General features: G+C 59.1%; 16 protein-coding genes. 6 read left to right on the top strand and 10 right to left on the bottom strand.

The genetic code is table 11. The annotated features are described in order from the left end of the window. Positions 1-62: 62 nt before the first annotated feature. Complete coding sequence (locus tag HH303_RS14055) at positions 63-1985, bottom strand: ATP-binding protein (protein ID WP_169626003.1); 1923 nt, start codon at positions 1983-1985, stop codon at positions 63-65. Positions 1986-2066: 81 nt separating this feature from the next. Beyond that, a complete protein-coding gene (locus HH303_RS14050) occupies positions 2067-2804 on the bottom strand; it encodes a substrate-binding periplasmic protein (RefSeq protein WP_169626002.1) in 738 nt (245 codons plus the stop codon). Between the two features lie 299 nt (positions 2805-3103). Here HH303_RS14050 and HH303_RS14045 point away from each other — a divergent pair, with 299 nt between their 5' ends. The 5 genes from HH303_RS14045 to HH303_RS14025 are packed head-to-tail and all read left to right on the top strand — an operon-like array spanning position 3104 to position 7958. Further along, positions 3104-3964 carry an FAD binding domain-containing protein gene (locus tag HH303_RS14045; RefSeq protein WP_169626001.1) on the top strand — a complete coding sequence of 287 codons (861 nt, stop codon included), beginning with the start codon at positions 3104-3106 and terminating at the stop codon, positions 3962-3964. A 10-nt stretch (positions 3965-3974) separates the two neighbouring features. Continuing rightward, positions 3975-4463 (top strand): (2Fe-2S)-binding protein, encoded by a 489-nt coding sequence (locus HH303_RS14040; RefSeq protein ID WP_169626000.1) that lies wholly within the window; start codon positions 3975-3977, stop codon positions 4461-4463. Then, positions 4453-6720 (top strand): xanthine dehydrogenase family protein molybdopterin-binding subunit, encoded by a 2268-nt coding sequence (locus HH303_RS14035; RefSeq protein ID WP_169625999.1) that lies wholly within the window; start codon positions 4453-4455, stop codon positions 6718-6720. Before HH303_RS14040 ends, HH303_RS14035 begins: the two co-directional genes overlap by 11 nt. 6 nt (positions 6721-6726) lie before the next feature. Next, the gene (locus tag HH303_RS14030) at positions 6727-6972 is read left to right on the top strand and encodes a MoaD/ThiS family protein (protein WP_169625998.1); all 246 of its coding nucleotides are present in this window, start codon (positions 6727-6729) and stop codon (positions 6970-6972) included. A gap of 38 nt (positions 6973-7010) precedes the next feature. After that, positions 7011-7958, top strand: a complete 948-nt coding sequence (locus HH303_RS14025) for a 2-hydroxyacid dehydrogenase (protein WP_169625997.1) — start codon at positions 7011-7013, stop codon at positions 7956-7958. Positions 7959-7978: 20 nt separating this feature from the next. Here HH303_RS14025 and HH303_RS14020 read toward each other — a convergent pair whose 3' ends face one another. Together HH303_RS14020 and HH303_RS14015 are read right to left on the bottom strand one after the other, a co-directional pair. Further along, positions 7979-8836, bottom strand: a complete 858-nt coding sequence (locus tag HH303_RS14020) for a class I SAM-dependent methyltransferase (protein WP_169625996.1) — start codon at positions 8834-8836, stop codon at positions 7979-7981. A gap of 108 nt (positions 8837-8944) precedes the next feature. Then, on the bottom strand, positions 8945-10957 hold the full coding sequence (locus HH303_RS14015) for a HAMP domain-containing methyl-accepting chemotaxis protein (RefSeq protein WP_169625995.1): 2013 nt from the start codon (positions 10955-10957) through the stop codon (positions 8945-8947). A 221-nt stretch (positions 10958-11178) separates the two neighbouring features. Here HH303_RS14015 and HH303_RS14010 point away from each other — a divergent pair, with 221 nt between their 5' ends. After that, the gene (locus HH303_RS14010; RefSeq protein ID WP_169625994.1) at positions 11179-11910 is read left to right on the top strand and encodes an RluA family pseudouridine synthase; all 732 of its coding nucleotides are present in this window, start codon (positions 11179-11181) and stop codon (positions 11908-11910) included. Here the strand turns inward: HH303_RS14010 and HH303_RS14005 are convergent. The 6 genes from HH303_RS14005 to HH303_RS13980 form a co-directional block, all read right to left on the bottom strand. Continuing rightward, positions 11907-12917 (bottom strand): SDR family NAD(P)-dependent oxidoreductase, encoded by a 1011-nt coding sequence (locus HH303_RS14005; RefSeq protein WP_169625993.1) that lies wholly within the window; start codon positions 12915-12917, stop codon positions 11907-11909. The two genes, HH303_RS14010 and HH303_RS14005, sit on opposite strands and share 4 nt — an antisense overlap. A gap of 83 nt (positions 12918-13000) precedes the next feature. Beyond that, complete coding sequence (locus HH303_RS14000; protein ID WP_169625992.1) at positions 13001-14362, bottom strand: ArnT family glycosyltransferase; 1362 nt, start codon at positions 14360-14362, stop codon at positions 13001-13003. Continuing rightward, positions 14363-15463: a glycosyltransferase gene (locus HH303_RS13995; RefSeq protein ID WP_169625991.1), complete on the bottom strand. Its 1101-nt coding sequence runs from the start codon at positions 15461-15463 to the stop codon at positions 14363-14365. Then, positions 15460-16647 (bottom strand): glycosyltransferase family 4 protein, encoded by a 1188-nt coding sequence (locus tag HH303_RS13990; RefSeq protein WP_169625990.1) that lies wholly within the window; start codon positions 16645-16647, stop codon positions 15460-15462. The genes HH303_RS13995 and HH303_RS13990 overlap by 4 nt, the downstream gene beginning before the upstream one ends. Next, positions 16644-17459 (bottom strand): WbqC family protein, encoded by an 816-nt coding sequence (locus HH303_RS13985; protein ID WP_227421831.1) that lies wholly within the window; start codon positions 17457-17459, stop codon positions 16644-16646. The genes HH303_RS13990 and HH303_RS13985 overlap by 4 nt, the downstream gene beginning before the upstream one ends. Beyond that, positions 17351-18136, bottom strand: coding sequence for a formyltransferase family protein (locus HH303_RS13980; RefSeq protein ID WP_169625988.1), 786 nt, complete (start codon positions 18134-18136; stop codon positions 17351-17353). Before HH303_RS13980 ends, HH303_RS13985 begins: the two co-directional genes overlap by 109 nt. Between the last annotated feature and the right edge of the window lie 7 nt (positions 18137-18143).

Below are 18143 nucleotides of genomic sequence, written 5' to 3'. Positions count from 1 at the left end.
GTAACGATAGCACCGGCGACGACGGGCAGGGCTAGTCCGATAAATCTGCGTATCGGCCCTCTTTAGCGCGGCACCGCACTTTCCAATTCTTCGGCCAGTGGCAGGGTGACCGTTACGGTCGTGCCCACACCAAGCTCGCTTTCAATGGACAATGTCCCCTCATGAACTTCCACAAGGGACTTGACGATGGATAGGCCCAAGCCGGTTCCCTTTTGCGCAATATGCGGATCCGTCTGTGTTTGCATGAACGGTTCCGTCACCTGTTCGATCTTGTCCGCGGGGATACCGATACCGGTATCCGCGACCCGGACCCGCAGCGATCCGGCATGCCGATCGACATCAACCATGACCTTGCCGCCGGATCGCGTGAACTTCACCGCATTCGACAGCAAATTGTGGAAAATCTGCGTCACCGATCGCCGATCGGCATGAAGCAACGGAATGTCGTCCGACGCGGTCAATCGGATCGCGACACCGCCGTCATCCGCCGCCTTGCGGACATTGCGGATACATTTTGCAAGCATGTCCCGCATGTCGATCGCTTCCTTCGACATTTGCCGCTGTCCCGCCTCAATCGCTGAGATATCCAGAATATCGTTGACCAGATCCAACATCAGTTCGCCGCTTTGGTGGATGTCGTTCGCATATTCCCGGTAATTATCGACCCCCAACGGCCCGAAAATCTGGGTCTTAAGCATCTCGCTGAATCCCAGGATGGCGTTAAGCGGCGTTCGGAATTCGTGGCTCATCGTCGCCATGAATTCGGATTTGGCCTGGTTCGCACGCTCCAGATCCCACAATGCGCGCTGCAACGCCTCTTCCGCATGCTTGCGTTCGGTAATGTCGATAACGCTGATCGGGATGCTTTTGAAATCTTCCGCCGTATCGGGAATTTGGAAGGTGACGATCACGGTCAGCTGTTCGCCCTGTACCGTCGGGAACGAGATTTCGCCGCGATAGTCTTTCGCCCCGTCCCATATGGCGAAGATGACGCCGTCCATGCGCGCGCAATTATCGGACTGGAAGAAGGACTGCAGATGGTCGATCAACTCCTGCTCGTCTTTCGCCCCGAAGCGGCGGATCGACGATTCATTGACCCCGTTAAAGCGAAGTCTGGAAAATAGCTGCCGCAATAGGGCCGGGCGTTCCCTCACATAGGTGCGGATATCCGTAATGCCGGCATCCTTAAACAAGCTGAGTTCGTTGGCGATCGCGGACCAGTCCTGATCCCAGATCGAGATTTCCGCGTTATCGAACAAGCCCTTGAACCGGCGTTCGTTGTTACGAACCTCGTCCAGCGTACCGGCCAGTTCATCGCGCATCGTGTTCAATGCCTGGACGACAAGGTCCAATTCGTCGACGCGATCTTCGCGCCATTTCTGCCGGTTCAATTTCAACGGCGGCGCACCGATATCCAACGACATATCACCGGCATATTGCGCGACCGTATGCAAATGGCGCGTGACGAGGCTTTGGAAGATCAGGAACAGGAACCCGATGACCAGGAACATCCATAACCCGACATAAACCAGCATCGTCTGGGCGGTTTCGAACAGGCGGTCGTATACGACATCCAAACTGGCGCGCAGCGAAAACGTACCGATCTGGGTATCCTTGTTGTTGTAGGAATAGATCAGCGGCGTTTCGAACGTGATCGCATTCTTGGAGACCGCCTCCCCCGCCGACCAGACATCGCCGTCCCGGGTCCGTACTTCCAGATATTCTATTTCCGGAATCTGCTGCAGGCCGTTCAACTGAAGCTGGACGAGTTCCTGTTCATAAACCCAAACAGCGCTGGCGATCCCTTCCAGATGTCCGGTCTTGATCTGTTCGATCGTGTGATCGATGGCCCGGATCGCCCGATCATAGTCCAGTTTCAACAGGATGCCCGCGACGAGAACCGTTGCCACAACCCCAAAAAGCAGGGTCGCAGCAATAAGTTGCCGGGCAATTCCGGACGTAACCTTGGTGTTCCCTTGCTTCATCACTCTCTCTGGACCCGCCGCGCCTTCGAGCCATACAACTAAAAACCGAAATAGATTAGTAAGACGTTAACATACGGTTTGTCACCGGTAGCGGCTGGAAATTCTTTCAACCGTACCGTCGTCTTTCATTTCCGCGAAGACTTTGTTGAACCGGTCCAGCAATGCTTCATAGCCTGGATAGCTTCGCCGCAGGCACATGAAATACGGGGACGCGCGGAATTCTACGTAGTCGACGTCGCGGGTCGGCCCCAATTGAGACAACAAATAGAACCCCGTTTCCCGGAAGGTGACAAACGCCTGCACCCTGCCGTTCAGCAACATCCGCAGCCCCTTGGAATCATCGGTTACGGGGATTGCGGACACACCCGCCTCCACCAGTTCATCATGCAGGGTATAGGCGCGCACGACGGCGGTGGTAACGGATTTCAGGTCCTCCAACGTCGTGACGCTAGCCGGGTTGGGACCGTTGCGCAGGAAGACGCCGATCCCGACGGTTCCCATCGGGTCCGAATAGGCCAGCCAGTCGTCACGCTCCACGCGGCGCGAACAGGAACAGAACCCTTCGAAATCCCCATTCTCGACCCCCTCCATGGCCCGGCGCCAGGGTCTGAACTCGATTTCCAAGGCAATGTCCAAACGGCTAAAAGCCTCTTGCAGATATTCTATGTCGAAGCCCGGTTTTCCGTCTTCCGACGCCTCCATCTTTTGAGGAGGAAATTCGTTGCAGACGAGCCGTATCTTTTCGGCGGCGGATACGGACCCGCCCCACGACGAAATCGACGCAATAATGATGACGGCAAACAAACGAGCGCGGTACATGGCGGTACACTGGCACCGGCGCCGGAATATTTCCAGTGCCCGATGACGTCGTGTCGCGCCAACGAACCAAAGTCCGTCGAAGCCGGTTGCGGTACTCCAGATTCTTTCAATGCCATCCCGCATAGAATTTGACCTGAAAAGTGGGATTTTTGCTTGCAAGTGCAAAAACCCGTCGCGAAAGGAAAAGCATCGCCGTGTTAAGGATACGAGAATAATGTCCGCCGTGAATTGACAAGCGGCGCGCGATCCGTGAACGTCTGTCCCGGATGTGATCACAAAAATCGTAACAGGGGTAGCCAATGCGATTTGAAAGCCCGGCGACGGTTGCTGAAGCCGTCACCCTTTTGAACGAAGCGACCGGAACGGTCTATCCGATGGCCGGCGGCACGGACCTTTTGGTCCGATTGCGGTCCGGATTCGTCGAACCCGACCTGATCGTGGATCTGAAGCGCATCGACGCCCTGCACATGATCGTGCAGGAAGCGGACGGCCTTCGCGTCGGTGCCGCGGTGCCCAGCGCGGAACTGAACGAACATGCCGATGCGCTGGCCGGTTGGCCGGGCGTCTGTGAAGCCACGGGCCTGATCGGGTCCACCCAGGTTCAGGGTCGCTGTACGATGGTCGGCAACCTCTGTAACGCGTCCCCCGCCGCGGACAGCGTCCCGGCCTTGGTCGCCGCCGGCGCTATTGCCCGGGTCGTCGGGCCGAACGGCACCCGTGACGTCCCTGTCGAGGAAATCCCGACCGCGCCGGGCCGTACATCGTTGAAGAAGGGCGAAATCATCGAATCCGTCCTGCTACCGACCAAACCGGCGCATAGCGGCGAGGCCTATCTGCGTTTCATTCCGCGCACGGAAATGGACATCGCCGTCGTCGGTGTCGGTATCTCCCTGACCTTGGACGACAGCGGCATTTGCACTGATGCCCGGGTCGGGTTGGGTGCGGTGGCCGCGACGGTGTTGCTGGTCGAAGACGCCGCCAAGGCCCTGATCGGGACGAAAGTGGACGACGCGGCACTGGACGCGTTGGCCGCCGCCTGTTCCGCCGCCGCCTCGCCGATCAACGACAAGCGCGGCACGATCGAATTCCGCGTCGAAATCGCAGGCACGCTGGCGCGTCGCGCCGCAAAGATCGCGCTGGCCCGCGCGCAACAGAATTAAGGGGGACGACATGACCCATTCCCACGTCACCACAACAATCAACGGCGATACCGTCGACTACCTTTGCGATGCGGAGGAAACCCTACTGGACGTGCTGCGCGACCGGCTGGGCATGACGGGCGCCAAAGAAGGCTGCGGCACCGGCGACTGCGGAGCCTGTACGGTCGAAATGGACGGACGCATCGTCTGTTCCTGTCTGGTCCTGGGCGCGGAAGCCGACGGCCGGTCGATCCGCACCATCGAAGGCATGGCGAAGGGGGAGGAACTGCACCCCCTGCAACGTCATTTCCTGGAAGGCGCCGCCCTGCAATGCGGTATCTGCACCCCGGGCATCCTGGTCGCCGCCCGGGCGCTTTTGGAAAAGAACCCGAATCCCAGCGAAACCGAAATTCGCTACTGGTTGGCCGGAAACCTGTGCCGTTGCACCGGTTACGACAAGATCATCCGCGCGGTCCAAAACGCCGCCGCCGAAATGCGAGGGGAAAGCAATGCCGCTTGATCACAATCCCGACAAAAAGGACTTCAAGGTCGTCGGCCATGTCAAAACCCGTCCCGACGGTGTCGACAAGGTAACCGGTCGCGCGAAATTCGGCGCCGACATGTTCGCACCGGGCATGCTGCACGCCAAAATCCTGCGCAGCCCGCACGCCCATGCCCGCATCAAGTCCATCGACACGTCGAAGGCGGAAGCCCTGCCCGGCGTGAAGGCCGTCGTCACCGCCGCGGATTTCCCGGACAATCCGGACCTGCTGGCGAATGAAGAACTGGTCAATATCCGCTACAACGTCATGGCGCGTGGCAAGGTGCTGTATGACGGGCACGCCGTGGCCGCGGTCGCGGCGGTGAATCCGCGTGTCGCCCGGCAGGCGTTGAAGCTGATCGAGGTCGACTATGAGGTCCTGCCCCATGTCGTCGACGTCGAACTGGCCATGGCGCCGGGCGCCCCGATTCTGCACGAAGATCTGCGCACCAATGGCGAAGGCGATGAGCCGACGAACGTGGCGCGGACCATTGAAATCGGTCACGGCGATATCGATGCCGGGTTCAAGGAAGCCGATTTTATCGTCGAACGCACCTTTACCGCCGGTGCGGCCCACCAGGGCTATATCGAACCGCATGCCTGTCTTGCCAACGTGTCCGGCGACGGGTCGGGCGAAATCTGGTGCTGCACCCAGGGCCATTTCATGGTCCGGGATTTCTGTGCCCAGATTTGCGGCATGGAAGTGTCCAAGCTGCGCGTGACCGCGTCGGAAATCGGCGGCGGCTTCGGCGGCAAGACGACCATCTTTATCGAACCGGTCGCGCTGGCCCTGTCCCGCAAGACGGGCCGTCCGGTGAAACTGGTCATGACCCGCGACGAAGTCTTCCGGGCGACCGGGCCGACGGCGTCCAGTTCCACCCATATCAAGATGGGCTGCACCAAGGACGGCGTGATCACCGCCGCCTACGCGGAACTGCACTATCAGGGCGGCGCCTTCCCCGGTGCCCCGTCCGATATGGGCGCGATGACGGCCTTTGCCTGCTATCAGCCGAAGGCAGTGAAAGCCCTGGGCTGGGACGTCGTCACCAACCGTCCGAAACAGGCGGCCTATCGCGCGCCGGGCGCGCCGATGGCGGCCTTCGCGGTGGAAAGCGTGGTGTCGGAACTGGCGGCCAAGATTGGCATGGACCCGATCGACTTCCGCCTGAAAAACGCCGCGACCTCCGGCAGCCGATCTTCCTACGGCCCGACCTATAGCGATATCGGTCTGGTCGAAACCCTGGAAGCGGCGAAGGCGCATCCGAACTATTCGATCCCGCTGGGCCCCAATCAGGGCCGTGGCGTGGCGTCGGGCTTCTGGTTCAACTTCGGCGGTCAGACGGCGGTGTCGCTGAACGTCAATATCGACGGGTCGGTCGCCCTGTCGGTCGGCACGCCTGATATCGGCGGCAGCCGCGCGTCCATGTGCGCCATGGCGGCGGAAGAACTGGGTATCCCGTATGAGAACGTCCAGACGATCATCGCCGATACCGGGTCCCTGGGTTATAATGACGTCACCGACGGCAGCCGCGTGACCTTCGCCAGCGGTCTGGCGACGATCGAGGCGGCCCGCAACGCCAAGAAGGTGCTGTGCGCACGCGCCGCCAAAATCTGGGGCATCCCGGAAGACGCGGTGAAATGGGAAGACGGCTGCGCCATTCCCGCCGGACCGAATGCCGGCGAATTTCCGCCGCTATCGATCAAGGAACTGGCCGCCCAAGCCGGGGAAACGGGCGGGCCGATCGCCGGTCACTACGAGATCAGCGCCGATGGCGCGGGTCCCAGCTTCGCCACCCATATCGTGGATGCCGAAGTCGACCGCGAAACCGGCCGGATCACCATCCTGCGCTATCTGATCGTTCAGGACGCGGGCAAGGCGGTCAGCCCAACCTATGTCGAAGGCCAGATGCAGGGCGGCGCCGTGCAGGGCATCGGCTGGGCGCTGAACGAAGAATATATCTACAACGATAAGGGACTGTTGGAAAATCCGGGCTTCCTGGATTACCGCATCCCGGTCGCGTCGGACCTGCCGATGATCGACACACAGATCGTGGAGGTCCCCAATCCGGGCCACCCCTACGGCGTGCGCGGTGTCGGCGAAACGTCCATCGTGCCGCCGTTGGGCGCGGTCGCCAATGCCGTGGCTGCGGCGACGGGAACCCGCCCGCAGGAGCTGCCGGTGTCGCCGCCGCGCCTGCTGAAACTGATGAAGGATCAGCCGCTGGCGGCTGAATAGGAGCGCATGGCCAAGGTCGTACTCTGGGGATCGCTCAGCCGTCTGGCCGACGGGCGCAAGGAATTCGATATCGACGCGCCCGATATCGGTCGGATGCTGGCGGCCCTGGGGTCCGAAGCGCCGAAGCTCAAACCCATCCTGGACAAGGGCGTGACCGTCTCCATCGACGGCACGCTCTATCGCCTCGACCGGTTCAAGACCATCGATCCGGATAGCGAGGTCTTCATCCTGCCTAAAATGGCGGGCGGGTAGCCTTCGGCGTTTCCGCCCGGTTTTTTCTTGGAGTATCCATGTCGATCCTTTTCGCCAGCACCGCCGATTCCGCGAAAGACTGGGCCGCAGCCCTTGGTGAATACGACCTGCCGCTCCAATTGAAGGTCTGGCCGGATATGGGCGATCCCGATGCGGTCGAATACGCCGTTGTCGCCAAACCGCCGCCGGGGCTGCTGGCATCCCTGCCCAATCTGAAAGCGATCCTGTCGCTCTGGGCCGGGGTGGATCACATAACCTGTGACCCTGATTGGCCGCGCCATATCCCGATCTATCGCATGGTAGAGCCCGGTTTGACCCTAGGCATGGTTGAATTCGTCTTGTCACAGGTGCTGAACCTGCATCTGGGGAATTACGACTTCCTGGATAATGCGCGGCGACGAGTCTGGAACAATGCCATGCGTGGGCCTTACGGTTTGGAACCTCTGGTGGGGGATCGAACGGTTGGCATTCTGGGGCTGGGCGAAATGGGCGGCAATGTCGCCAAGGGGCTGGTTCGAGCGGGCTTCCCCGTTCTGGGCTGGGCACGCAGCCGGAAGTCGATCGACGGCGTCGACTGCTTGTCCGGGCCGGACGGGTTCGACGAGATTCTGGCGCGCAGCGAAATACTAGTGAACCTGCTGCCCCTCACCCCGGTGACGGAAAACATCCTGAACGCCGCCAGTTTCGCGAAAATGCGGGCAGGCGCAGCGCTGGTCAATGTCGGGCGCGGTCAGCACATCGTCGACGGGGATCTGATCAATGCCCTGGATCGCGGACATCTGTCGCGGGCGGTGTTGGATGTGTTCCGGGTTGAGCCCCTGCCGGACGACCATCCATTCTGGACGCATCCGAAGGTAACCGTTTATCCCCATGTCGGCAGTATTACGCGGGTTGAATCCGGTACGGCGGCCTTGGCCGAATCGATCCGGAAATTGCTGGACGGCGACACTCCGGGGGGGCTGTTCGATCCCGACCGGGGCTATTAGCCGACGCAAGGCGACGCGTATCAGGCTTTGTAGGCCAACGTGTCCGCCATGACGAAATTGCTCAGCAACGGTCCGATCAATGGATACCGTGACAACGTGGAGACGATTTGCCTCAGCCGAGACGACCCGTCGTAATATTCCGACACGTCGAGACCGCGCAACCGTTCGAGCGTCAAGTCCTCGGCGCCGGTAAAATACCGATTGAGCATTCGGCGATGGTCCCATGGCCACCGCAGAAAAAGGTAATTTTCTGCGGTGTTGTTGCTGCGACCGAACAGCTTCAAGAGAGCGATCCAGACCGAATGTGGCAGCACCATATGCAGCAGCCAGGTCTTGGTATGCGATTCATATGGCACCAGACGGTGCGGAACACTGTGTAGAACGGCGGCGCCCCGTCGCATTACGCGGGCTTCCTCGCCGTAATAGGCATCGAGGCACGCGGCGGTAACATGCTCCAAGACTTCCTGGCTGATCACGAAATCGATCGTATCGTCCGCTATAGGCAACGTCATCCCGTCATAAGCGAAGAAGCGTTGGCCCTCATGGCCGAAACACTGCCCTGTCAGCGCATTCCAAATTTCACAATCCGACGTCTCGATATCGACGCCCCAAATATCGGTATATCCCACGGCAGCCAGATACAATAACGTCAAGGCACTACCGCAACCGTGATCCAAAATCGCTATTTCGGAACGTGCCTTTCCTTCTGACATGCGTTCAATCTGCGTAAGAACGGGAATCAGATGATAGGGCGGGCTTTTTTTATGTTCCGATTCTACGACCGCTTTGAATTCCAGCCAGACATCGCTGGGGGACTCTCCTCGCTCAAGCGCGGACTTCATAGCCAAATAGGATTTTTTGATATCGGTCCAAGCCATAGCTCTACTTTCGAAACATCTGGAATGTACGGTTTCGTTAAGAAAAACCGCGCGCCAAGAACTTTGGCGCGCGGCGGAAGGCTAGTGTTTGGCGTGATCCTGTCAAGCTTACGCGACGCGCACACCTTTCAGGAAGTTTTCCACTTCGTGACGCAGATCGTCCGCCTTTGTTTTCATCTGGCTGGATACTGTCGTCATCTGACCTGCCGCGGCACCGGTTTCTCCGGCCGCTTTAGTGACCTCGACAATGTTCGAGGAAACTTCCTGTGCCCCGGCGGCGGCTTGTTCGATATTCCGCGTGATTTCGCCCGTCGTGGCGACCTGTTCTTCGACCGCCGCCGCGATCGCCGCGGTGATCTCGTTGATTTCGTTCACCGTCTTTGCGATGGACTGGATCGCGCCGACGGCGGCCCCGGTTTCGCCCTGAATCGCCGAGATACGGCGTCCGATATCTTCCGTCGCCTGGGCGGTTTGGGTCGCCAGGCTTTTCACCTCGTTCGCGACGACCGCAAAGCCCTTACCCGCATCGCCCGCCCGCGCCGCCTCGATGGTAGCGTTGAGCGCCAACAGGTTCGTCTGCTCCGCAATATCGGAAATGAGTTGGACGACCTCGTCGATTTCCTTCGCCGCCTCAGCAAGGCCTTGAACCGTGCGGTTTGTATCCTGGGCCTGATCCACAGCGCGGGACGCGATTTCAGAGGATTGAGTCACCTGCCGGCCGATTTCGGTCGACGAGTTGGACAATTCTTCCGTCGCGGCGGCGACGCTCTGCACATTGGCAGTCGCCTGTTCCGCCGCAGCGGCGACCGTCGTCGCGCGATGGTTGGTTTCTTCCGCGATGCGGTTCATCGCCGTTGACGTCGATTCCGTTTCCGTCGCGGATTCCCCGAACGCATCCAGCAATTCGGCAACCTTCCGGTCGAAATCCTGGGTCAAGCTTTCAATCTTTTTCGCGCGCTCCTCGCGGACACGCGTGTCTTCCAACTGTTGGGCCGTCAGTTCATCGGCCTTTATCATGTTTTCCTTGAAGACCTGAACGGCGGCAGCCATGTCGCCGATCTCGTCCTTGTGATCCTGCCCGGGAATCTCCGTTTGCTTGTCGCCGCCCGCAAGCGCCGTCATGGCCTGCGTGATCGCCTGGATCGGTCGCGAAATACCCGTTCCGATCAGGAAAGCAAGAGCAATGCCCAGGACAACGCTAACCGCCGCAACGACCATGGCAATGGTCATCGCAATCCGATTGGACGATGTCGTCTGTTCGCCGAGCACCCGCTGCTTTTCAGCGTTTTCCTGAGCCAGCGCCGTCGTATCCGACAGGATTTTCGCCCCCAGTTGCATCAGCGTTTCGTCAACCAGGGTGTTCCGCGACTTTACCGTATCGAACAAGCGCTTGGCGGCGTCCAAATAGGTCTTGTGTAGCTCAATGACCGCATTGGACTGGTCGACCCGACCGCCGTCATAGACAGAATCCACCAGACGCGCGTGGTTTTCGTCCATAACGGCGCTTTCCGCGACTAGTGCGTCGAACGCCGCTTGATCCGGCTTCAGATAAAACTTGTTGGCGTCGATCCGCATCAGAAGAACGCTGCGCATCACTTCCCCGCCCAAATAGGCGACGTCGGCGAGGTATTCTTCAAAGGCGGAGCGCATAAGCTTCGTCAGATTGTCTTCCATCGCTTGACCGGTGACGGTCAGCTCATCCCGGATGATTGCCGATCGCTGATCTTCCAAGCGGCTGACTTCCGAAAATGCATCGAAATAGGCCGCGATATCTGTCGAAATCGTATCCAAGGTCGCGCGTTCCGCGTCATCCAGTGGCAGCTCGGCCAGGGCCTGAAGACGTTGCGTTACGTTCTTACGGGACGCCTCAACCTGCGCAACGACTTCCGGACTGGGGCTGCCCAGAAACGTTTTCACCTGAAGCTCGGTTTCCAGAAGTGCCTTTTCTACTTTTCCAACCTCGGTTGTTTGGGCGGCGAGAATGCGATAGCGCTGACTGTTATTGTCCGCGCCGTTCAGGCTCCACCACGCGGTCGCGCTGATAATTAGCAGAAACCCTATGACGGCCCCGAAGCCGCCATAAACCTTTGTTGAAATTCGGATATTCTTGAGCATGAACATGACGACTTCCTGTGACCTCCCCAAACACCCAACACGAATGACGCGCCCCGCCATTCGAGATTAGGCTGAGGCTGTGATGCGCGCAGATTAATACCACCAAGGGAAGAATATAAACCTTCAAGGTTAAAATATTCTCAACATTTGTTGTACCGGCGCAGTCACACCCGTATTTTCCGGTTTCGGGCCGATCACCGAGATCGGCCTTTCGGAGATACGGGTAGATGACGAAATCCCGACAGACTTCTGACGCGGTTGCCGTGCCGGACATCCTTTATCGCGATGGGCTGATCCTCGTAGTCAACAAGCCTGCCGGTGTCCCGGTTCATGCCGGACCGTCCGGCGGCGCCTCGTTGGAAGACACATTCGATGCATTGCGGTTCGGTCTGCCGAAACCGCCGTCCCTGGCGCATCGGCTGGACAGGGATACGTCGGGATGCCTGGTCCTGGGCCGACATGCGAAGGCGCTGCGCCGATTGGGGAAACTGTTCCAAGAAGGGCGCGCGAAGAAAACCTATTGGGCAATCGTTCGCGGTCTGCCGCCCGCAGAACGCGGGCGGATCGATTTTCCACTGAAGAAAGTATCCACGAAGGCTGGGGGATGGCGCATGATCGTCGCGCCGGACGGTCAGGAGTCGATCACCGATTATATGGTGATGGGGACCGGGGAGAACGGTCTCTCCTGGTTGGCTCTCTGGCCGAAAACAGGCAGGACCCATCAAATCCGGGTCCATTGCGCACAAAGCGGTTTTCCGCTTTACGGTGATCCTTGGTACGGCACGGCGGAAGACAGGCTGCCCGATAGTGAAGTGCCGTTACATCTGCACGCCAGGGCGATCGAATTGCCGATTTACCCTCACAAAGAACCGGTGCGGGTCGAAGCACCGCTTCCAGATTTCATGCGGGAAGCCTTCGATCTATGCAGTGCGCGCCCAGACGCGGTCCAGGTCGATTAGACCTGATATCCGGCGTCACGGCGCACTTGACCGGCGGCGAGACGCGCGCGCCACCACTCGACGGTCCGCGCCAATCCTGCCTCAAGTCCGACCGAAGATTTCCAACTGCACGCCTCTTCAATACGAGCAGCGGCGGCAATCAGTTCGAATACTTCCGATTTGGACGGACGGCGGCGGTGGGATTCCTCAACGATCGCTTTGTTCGACCCGACGATCCCGCGCACGATATCGATCATCTCACCGATCGTCACCGCGCGGCCGGAACCGGCATTATATGCGCGCCCGAATTCCGGCGAATCCGCCAATCCGATCCGACAGAAGGCATCGGCAATATCCTCGACATAGTTGAAATCCCGCACCGGCGCGAGATCGCCGATCCGTACGTCGTCGCAGGCCGGATCGAGCATTTGCCGAATCACGGTCGGAATGACCGCCCGTTCGCTCTGTCTTGGGCCGAATGTATTGAACGGGCGCAAAATGACTGCCGGAACCTCAAAGGATCGGCAATAGGCTTCGACCATATGATCCGCCGCAATTTTGCTCGCGGAATATGGCGATTGCCCTTGCAGCGGATGCTGTTCCGTAATCGGCGTGAACAACGCGGTCCCATAGACTTCGGAAGTCGACGTATGAATCATCCGCCCCACGCTACCGGAGCGGCACGCTTCCAGAATATTCAGGGTCCCGGTGACATTGACGTCGACATAAGATTGCGGCGCCACATAGGAATAAGGAATGGCGATCAACGCCGCGAGATGGAACACGACATCAAGCTCTTCGGTCAACTGACGGACAAAATGCGGATCGCGTACGTCGCCGGATACGATTTTCAGTTCCCGGAAAATATCGTCGGGCAGGTCGTCCAACCAACCCAGGGTTCCGAACGAATTGTATTGGCTGAGGGCCGTAACCCGTGCCCCGCGCCGAACGAGATCGGTGGTCAGATGCGACCCGATAAATCCTTCGGCTCCGGTGACAAGAACGCGCTTTCCGGAATAGTCAGTCATCATGCCTCCCAGCGGCCATATACCAATTCAATCCGGTCTTCCGACCCGAACAACGGGGCGGTTATGACGCTTATCAACCGTTATCACAAGCCGACCCTCACGCGATGCCGCACCGTGTTCCAGCCCAACGCGGCGAAGGCGATCCAAGCCGGTTCCAGCGGCAAACGGTACTTTGGGCTGACCACCGGCCCATTCAGCGCCAGAACGAAGCCCACCCATAAAAACAATACGACGCATGCAAATTCCGGACGGCGGATCGCGCGCACAAAACCGGTAATCCCCAGTCCGAGCCATATCGGCATCCCAATGCCCGAAACGACAAGGATCAGAACGAACGTTTTCCCACTGTTATGGACCAGGAAGTTCCAAATTTTCTGCCCCAACCCATCACCGGCCGTTGCATAAAACCCGTCATGCGGCAGCGAAGATACCAACGGCGATATGGTCGATGCCGGAGCCACCAGATTCAACGCAGCCCCCTTTACCCAGGCCGCCACGACCGCCCCCGGCCCCAAATCCAGCAATTCCTGTTTTGCGATTTCCATCATCCGATCGGAACTGTCGAACGGATTCACCGGCGGCGGTTCTCCCTGCCAGGTTTGGAAAAGCATATCGCCGCGCGCCTTGCTGTCCGAACGCGGCGTTCCATCGTTGAATTCGCGAACCAACGGCACGACCCAAAACAGGAAATGCGACCCGGACTGTGCGCTTAACCGCGGGGAACCAAATTGATCCATGTTGCGCAGCGCGATCGGTGCGGCGAATGCGATAATCAGCCCCCCCATGACGGCCAAGTGACAGGCCCGCCGGAACAGGTCCCGCACCGAGGGACGCGACGATGCGGCAGCCAGCATCCCCAGCACCGGCAGCAGGAACAGCCAATACTGAATAAACTGACGCGTCATTAGCGCACCGCCCCAAGCGAGACCGGAAAGCACCGCCATCGCCAGCGCCCCAGTGCGCTGCCATTCCAAGAACAAGACGAGGCCGAGACAACAAAAGAAGAGAAACGGCGTGTCCGTATACACGAGTCCGGCGACAACAATTTGCGTTGGATTCACCGCAGCCAGCAGTGCCGCCGGAACGAACAACCGGGGCTCCAGAAATTCCGCCAAGCGACCGATCAGAAGACAGGTCACCGCATCCATTCCCGCTTGGACGAGAACATAGCCAATCGGATCCGCCGGTTGTCCCGGGGTCAAAGTGGCAGCCATCAGCAACAGAGAAATCGGCATCAGATCCAAGGCGAAACCGGACTTACCGTTATCCGCCACCGTCATCAGGCTGCCGCCGTCGCTCAGATATTGGGCATTGAGCAGAAACGCTGCTGAATCCGGCCCCATAAGCCCAGCCGGCCCCAACAGGGAATAGCAAACAAGATCATAGGCGACACGCAGTGCGAATGCCACCAGCACGATCACCGCCGCGGAGTTGATTCGCGTCATTTAACCGTCGACACCATCCAGCACGGATTCGTATTCCATTACGACCGATGAAACGGCAAACCGGTGCGGCAAAGCGGACACCCGCGAACCATCGGCGCCTAGCGGTCGAACGGCGCCCATCGCGGATACAAACTCATCCTTTCCGTCCGCAATCACCAGCATACCATTCCGAACTTCGTTCACGATATCCGGCAGTCCACCGGTATTCGATGTCGCAATAACCGGAGTGCCGAGCGCCAAGGCCTCCAATGCCGCATTGGGAAGCCCTTCCCATCGGGACGGCATAACGAATGCATCGGCCTGCTTCAGACACGCCCAGGGTGACTTCACGAATCCCGCAAGCAGGACACGATCCTTCAAACCGAGACGAATAATGGAATCGTTCAACATACGGCGAAGCGGCCCCTCGCCAAAAATGACAAGGCGATCAGAGGCGGGCATCGCCGTAAACCATTCGATCAGGCGGTCGAAACCTTTTTGTTCAATCAACCGGCCGATACCCACGAAAAGGCGTCCGCCATCCTGGACTTGTACCAAATCGCCGCATTCGCCGACCTCGGCGACGAACCGGATTCTGTCCGTATCGACAGGGTTCGGCAGGATATGGATAGTCCAATCGGGGACGCCGACCTGCCGCAGTTCGTCCGCGACGGGACGGGCATTGCACACGACCGTATCCGCCCAAGGATACAACAGACGATACAACACGCGCACCAACCATGCCGGTTTCACTCGGGCGATGGTCGCCGATGGCATGTTCGCCTCCCGTAGAACCAGACGGCACTTTTTTCCAAGAGCCAGGCGTGTCGAGAAGCAAACCGCGAAATTCATATAAGCCATCGTGGACAAGACGATGTCAGGTCGTTCCCGGCGCAGCGCGGCTATCAACATCGGCAGGGTACGGCGCAACCGCCGGGTCTTCAGACAGATGATCGTCACATCGTCCGGTACGAGGTCGCGCAGCGCGCCCCTTTCCTGCAAGACGATCAGGACAGGCTTGAACCGCGCACGATCGACATTACGCGCGATCGTCAGCATTACGCGTTCCGCCCCCCCACCATTGAAGTCGGGAAGTATCAGAGCCAGCTTTTTCGCGCTCATCTCCGACGTGCCTCTACTGTGTCCCGCCAGAGATCGACGACGGACGCCGCTTGCCGGACCGGATTGCACAGCTCGGCGATCCGCTCGGCCGCAGCCTTACGCATGACATCCAAACGCCCACGGTCGGCCGCAAGTTCACATAACCATGCCGCCAGCTCCGCCGCGTCGAATGTCTTCTGCAACAATCCGGTCCGGTGCGACTCGACAAATTTGTCATAAGTACCGACCGACGCGACCGGTACGCCGTGCCCAAGCGCTTCAATGATGTCGCGTCCCCAGGGATTGTCTTCGCGTGTCGGCTTCACCAAAACGTCCGCCTGCCCCAACCATTGCTCCGGTTTCGATACGTGGCCCAGGAAATCGAACCGATCCGCAACGCCCCGTCGCGCCGCGACATCCGCCAATGTACCGCCGCGCCGTGCGACGTCGCCCAAATCGCCCGTCAACCCGGCCGGAAGGTGCATATCACCCGCCACCACAAAACGAACGGCCCGATCACCCATAGCGTCGAGGCAGGCGGCAACGTCGATCAGCCTATCTATCCCCCTGGGGAAGGAATAATTCGACAGGCAAAGCACCATTAGAGTTTCCTGATTCCGTGCCGATGGCCCATCTTCGTGGACCAGTACATGCACAGGGTTTAGCACAACGCGCCCCGAAACACATCGCCCCGCTGCTAGGGACCGAAACCAATCGCCTTCGTTTTCGCTGATATGCACAAAGCTATCACAGGACGCGGATGCCACGCGGGCTTGCCAGCGTCCGAAGACGTTCTTCGGTGGACGGGTTCGGATATGCATCGTGATCGGCAAATTCGGGCGGCGCTTCCGCAACCAGCGCGCCACCCAAAAAAGAGAAATATGGTTGAGATGAACTAGATCAACATGATCACAAACCGCCAGCAGACCTTTCCGGAAGGAGCGCGATTTCGGCCATCGATTCATAAAGAAGCGGGCCAAATCGATCAGATTGCGGCTGGGACGTTCCAGCACGGTGAATCGCGGCATTTGCGGATGAACCTCAACGGGAATATCCACGCTTGAATACGCGTCCTCTATCGCGCCACCGAGGCGGCACCAGACAGTAGGGCTGACGACATCCCGGTCCACCGCAGACAGAAGTTGGTACAGGCTTCGCGACGAACCGCCGTGTCCCCCTTCGATGTCGAGGCACAGAACCTTCATGCGCCGTCCACCCCATGTTCGCGAACAAGCGTGGCTGTACCTTGCCAACCGACGTTAAACAAAGCATCCGCAACGGATAGGCCGGGAATGAAACCGTCGATGCCCGCACCTTGATCGTAAGGTTGCGGTTGATAGTCGTTGTATTGCAGGTGAATGCCCGCCGATGCGAACTTGCCTTCGTCTTGATATTTTTTCCCGCCGCGTCCTGACAGATATACCTCGCCGCCCGGTATTTCGCGAATAATCGCGATCAAACGATCGTCCGCCGGCAAATCCGTCGAGACCCCCATCGACGCCGATGAATGCAGGACTGTATTCAATTCCAATCGGCGGCATAGAAATTCGATAATGGCCCGGTTTGCTGCCGACAGGTTTGCCGATGGCAAGGTACTGAACAGTACTTCCAGTTCCGGCCATACCGATTTAAAGAACGGCCGCTTCCGATACGCGTTACGCAGGCGGCTTAAATGCTTGACGGGCCAATCCTCGTCGCCGGTCGTGACATCGCATATCGCCGTGCCTAGGGACGGTTTCGCGGGCACCGTTAACCAGGATTCTTTACCACCGTCCAAAATCTTCACCCGGTTCGTGACGCTTCCCTTGGAAAACGCGGTATCGTCCAGGAACACGAAATGATCGGACCGCGCGATTTTCCGAAAATAGCCGAGCCAGGGAAAATAGTTGGGTTGATGAATACCGACGATCACAGACCGTTTTCCCCGATCAGAAGATAAATTTCCCGTCCGTCGTCGGTCGTATAGGGAACACTCTTCGCAACGCGCGAAAGGCTGACACCGCGCACCGGGCACCATACTCCCTCATGAAGCACCGTAGCGTCGGGCCAGGGGCCGGTTTGCGCCCGGATCATCGCCTTCACGCGATCAAGGCTCCACCCCGGCTCAATTCGACCGTGCTCCGGGCGTCTGGACGGCCATACCGTTCCTTCGGAAAGATCAGGCACCCGTACCGGCGGACCGCCCCCCAGGAAACGCTCTACTGCCTCCGGGAACAGACGAATGCCTTCCGCGATCATTGCATCGCGCATACCGATCGCCGTCGCGTCGGGGGCGATCGGTATCGCGGATTCCGCAAGAATGCCTCCGGCATCGACTTCCTCTACGACTTCATGCCAGGTAACGCCCAGTTCGGATTCCCCATTCGCGATGGCCCAATTCAAAACATTCGCGCCACGATAGGCCGGAATCCGGCCACCATGCATGTTAAGTCCACCTTTCGAATACCGGCTCAGTTGGTCGACGGAAATGATCTGCGAATAAAGCCAGGAAACGAATGCATCGGCGGTTTCGGGCAACAGTTCCCCTGGCTTGTGCAGAAGCACCGGCCACGGGCTGTCCCGATAGACTGCCTCGACCTTCTCTGACCCGATCCGGTTGGCGGGAACCACGACCGCGGCAACGCTGTCCGGGCCCGGCAGATTGCGTGCCAAGGTCAACCCCGAAACGTCGGTCGTATACAAGTGAAAGCGCATGCCTATA

The organism is Pacificispira spongiicola (genome assembly GCF_012926505.1).
Taxonomy (GTDB): Bacteria; Pseudomonadota; Alphaproteobacteria; order UBA8366; family Aestuariispiraceae; genus Pacificispira; species Pacificispira spongiicola.
Note: the sequence above shows the minus strand (reverse complement) of the source record. Positions and strands in the feature narration are given on the sequence as shown.

Excerpts from the sequence above, each read along its gene's own strand:
- HH303_RS14055 (WP_169626003.1), bottom strand. The coding sequence starts at position 1,985 with ATGAAGCAAGGGAACACCAAGGTTACGTCCGGAATTGCCCGGCAACTT.
- HH303_RS14050 (WP_169626002.1), bottom strand. The coding sequence starts at position 2,804 with ATGTACCGCGCTCGTTTGTTTGCCGTCATCATTATTGCGTCGATTTCG.
- HH303_RS14045 (WP_169626001.1), top strand. The coding sequence starts at position 3,104 with ATGCGATTTGAAAGCCCGGCGACGGTTGCTGAAGCCGTCACCCTTTTG.
- HH303_RS14040 (WP_169626000.1), top strand. The coding sequence starts at position 3,975 with ATGACCCATTCCCACGTCACCACAACAATCAACGGCGATACCGTCGAC.
- HH303_RS14035 (WP_169625999.1), top strand. The coding sequence starts at position 4,453 with ATGCCGCTTGATCACAATCCCGACAAAAAGGACTTCAAGGTCGTCGGC.
- HH303_RS14030 (WP_169625998.1), top strand. The coding sequence starts at position 6,727 with ATGGCCAAGGTCGTACTCTGGGGATCGCTCAGCCGTCTGGCCGACGGG.
- HH303_RS14025 (WP_169625997.1), top strand. The coding sequence starts at position 7,011 with ATGTCGATCCTTTTCGCCAGCACCGCCGATTCCGCGAAAGACTGGGCC.
- HH303_RS14020 (WP_169625996.1), bottom strand. The coding sequence starts at position 8,836 with ATGGCTTGGACCGATATCAAAAAATCCTATTTGGCTATGAAGTCCGCG.
- HH303_RS14015 (WP_169625995.1), bottom strand. The coding sequence starts at position 10,957 with ATGTTCATGCTCAAGAATATCCGAATTTCAACAAAGGTTTATGGCGGC.
- HH303_RS14010 (WP_169625994.1), top strand. The coding sequence starts at position 11,179 with ATGACGAAATCCCGACAGACTTCTGACGCGGTTGCCGTGCCGGACATC.
- HH303_RS14005 (WP_169625993.1), bottom strand. The coding sequence starts at position 12,917 with ATGACTGACTATTCCGGAAAGCGCGTTCTTGTCACCGGAGCCGAAGGA.
- HH303_RS14000 (WP_169625992.1), bottom strand. The coding sequence starts at position 14,362 with ATGACGCGAATCAACTCCGCGGCGGTGATCGTGCTGGTGGCATTCGCA.
- HH303_RS13995 (WP_169625991.1), bottom strand. The coding sequence starts at position 15,463 with ATGAGCGCGAAAAAGCTGGCTCTGATACTTCCCGACTTCAATGGTGGG.
- HH303_RS13990 (WP_169625990.1), bottom strand. The coding sequence starts at position 16,647 with ATGAAGGTTCTGTGCCTCGACATCGAAGGGGGACACGGCGGTTCGTCG.
- HH303_RS13985 (WP_227421831.1), bottom strand. The coding sequence starts at position 17,459 with ATGGTGCCCGGTGCGCGGTGTCAGCCTTTCGCGCGTTGCGAAGAGTGT.
- HH303_RS13980 (WP_169625988.1), bottom strand. The coding sequence starts at position 18,136 with ATGCGCTTTCACTTGTATACGACCGACGTTTCGGGGTTGACCTTGGCA.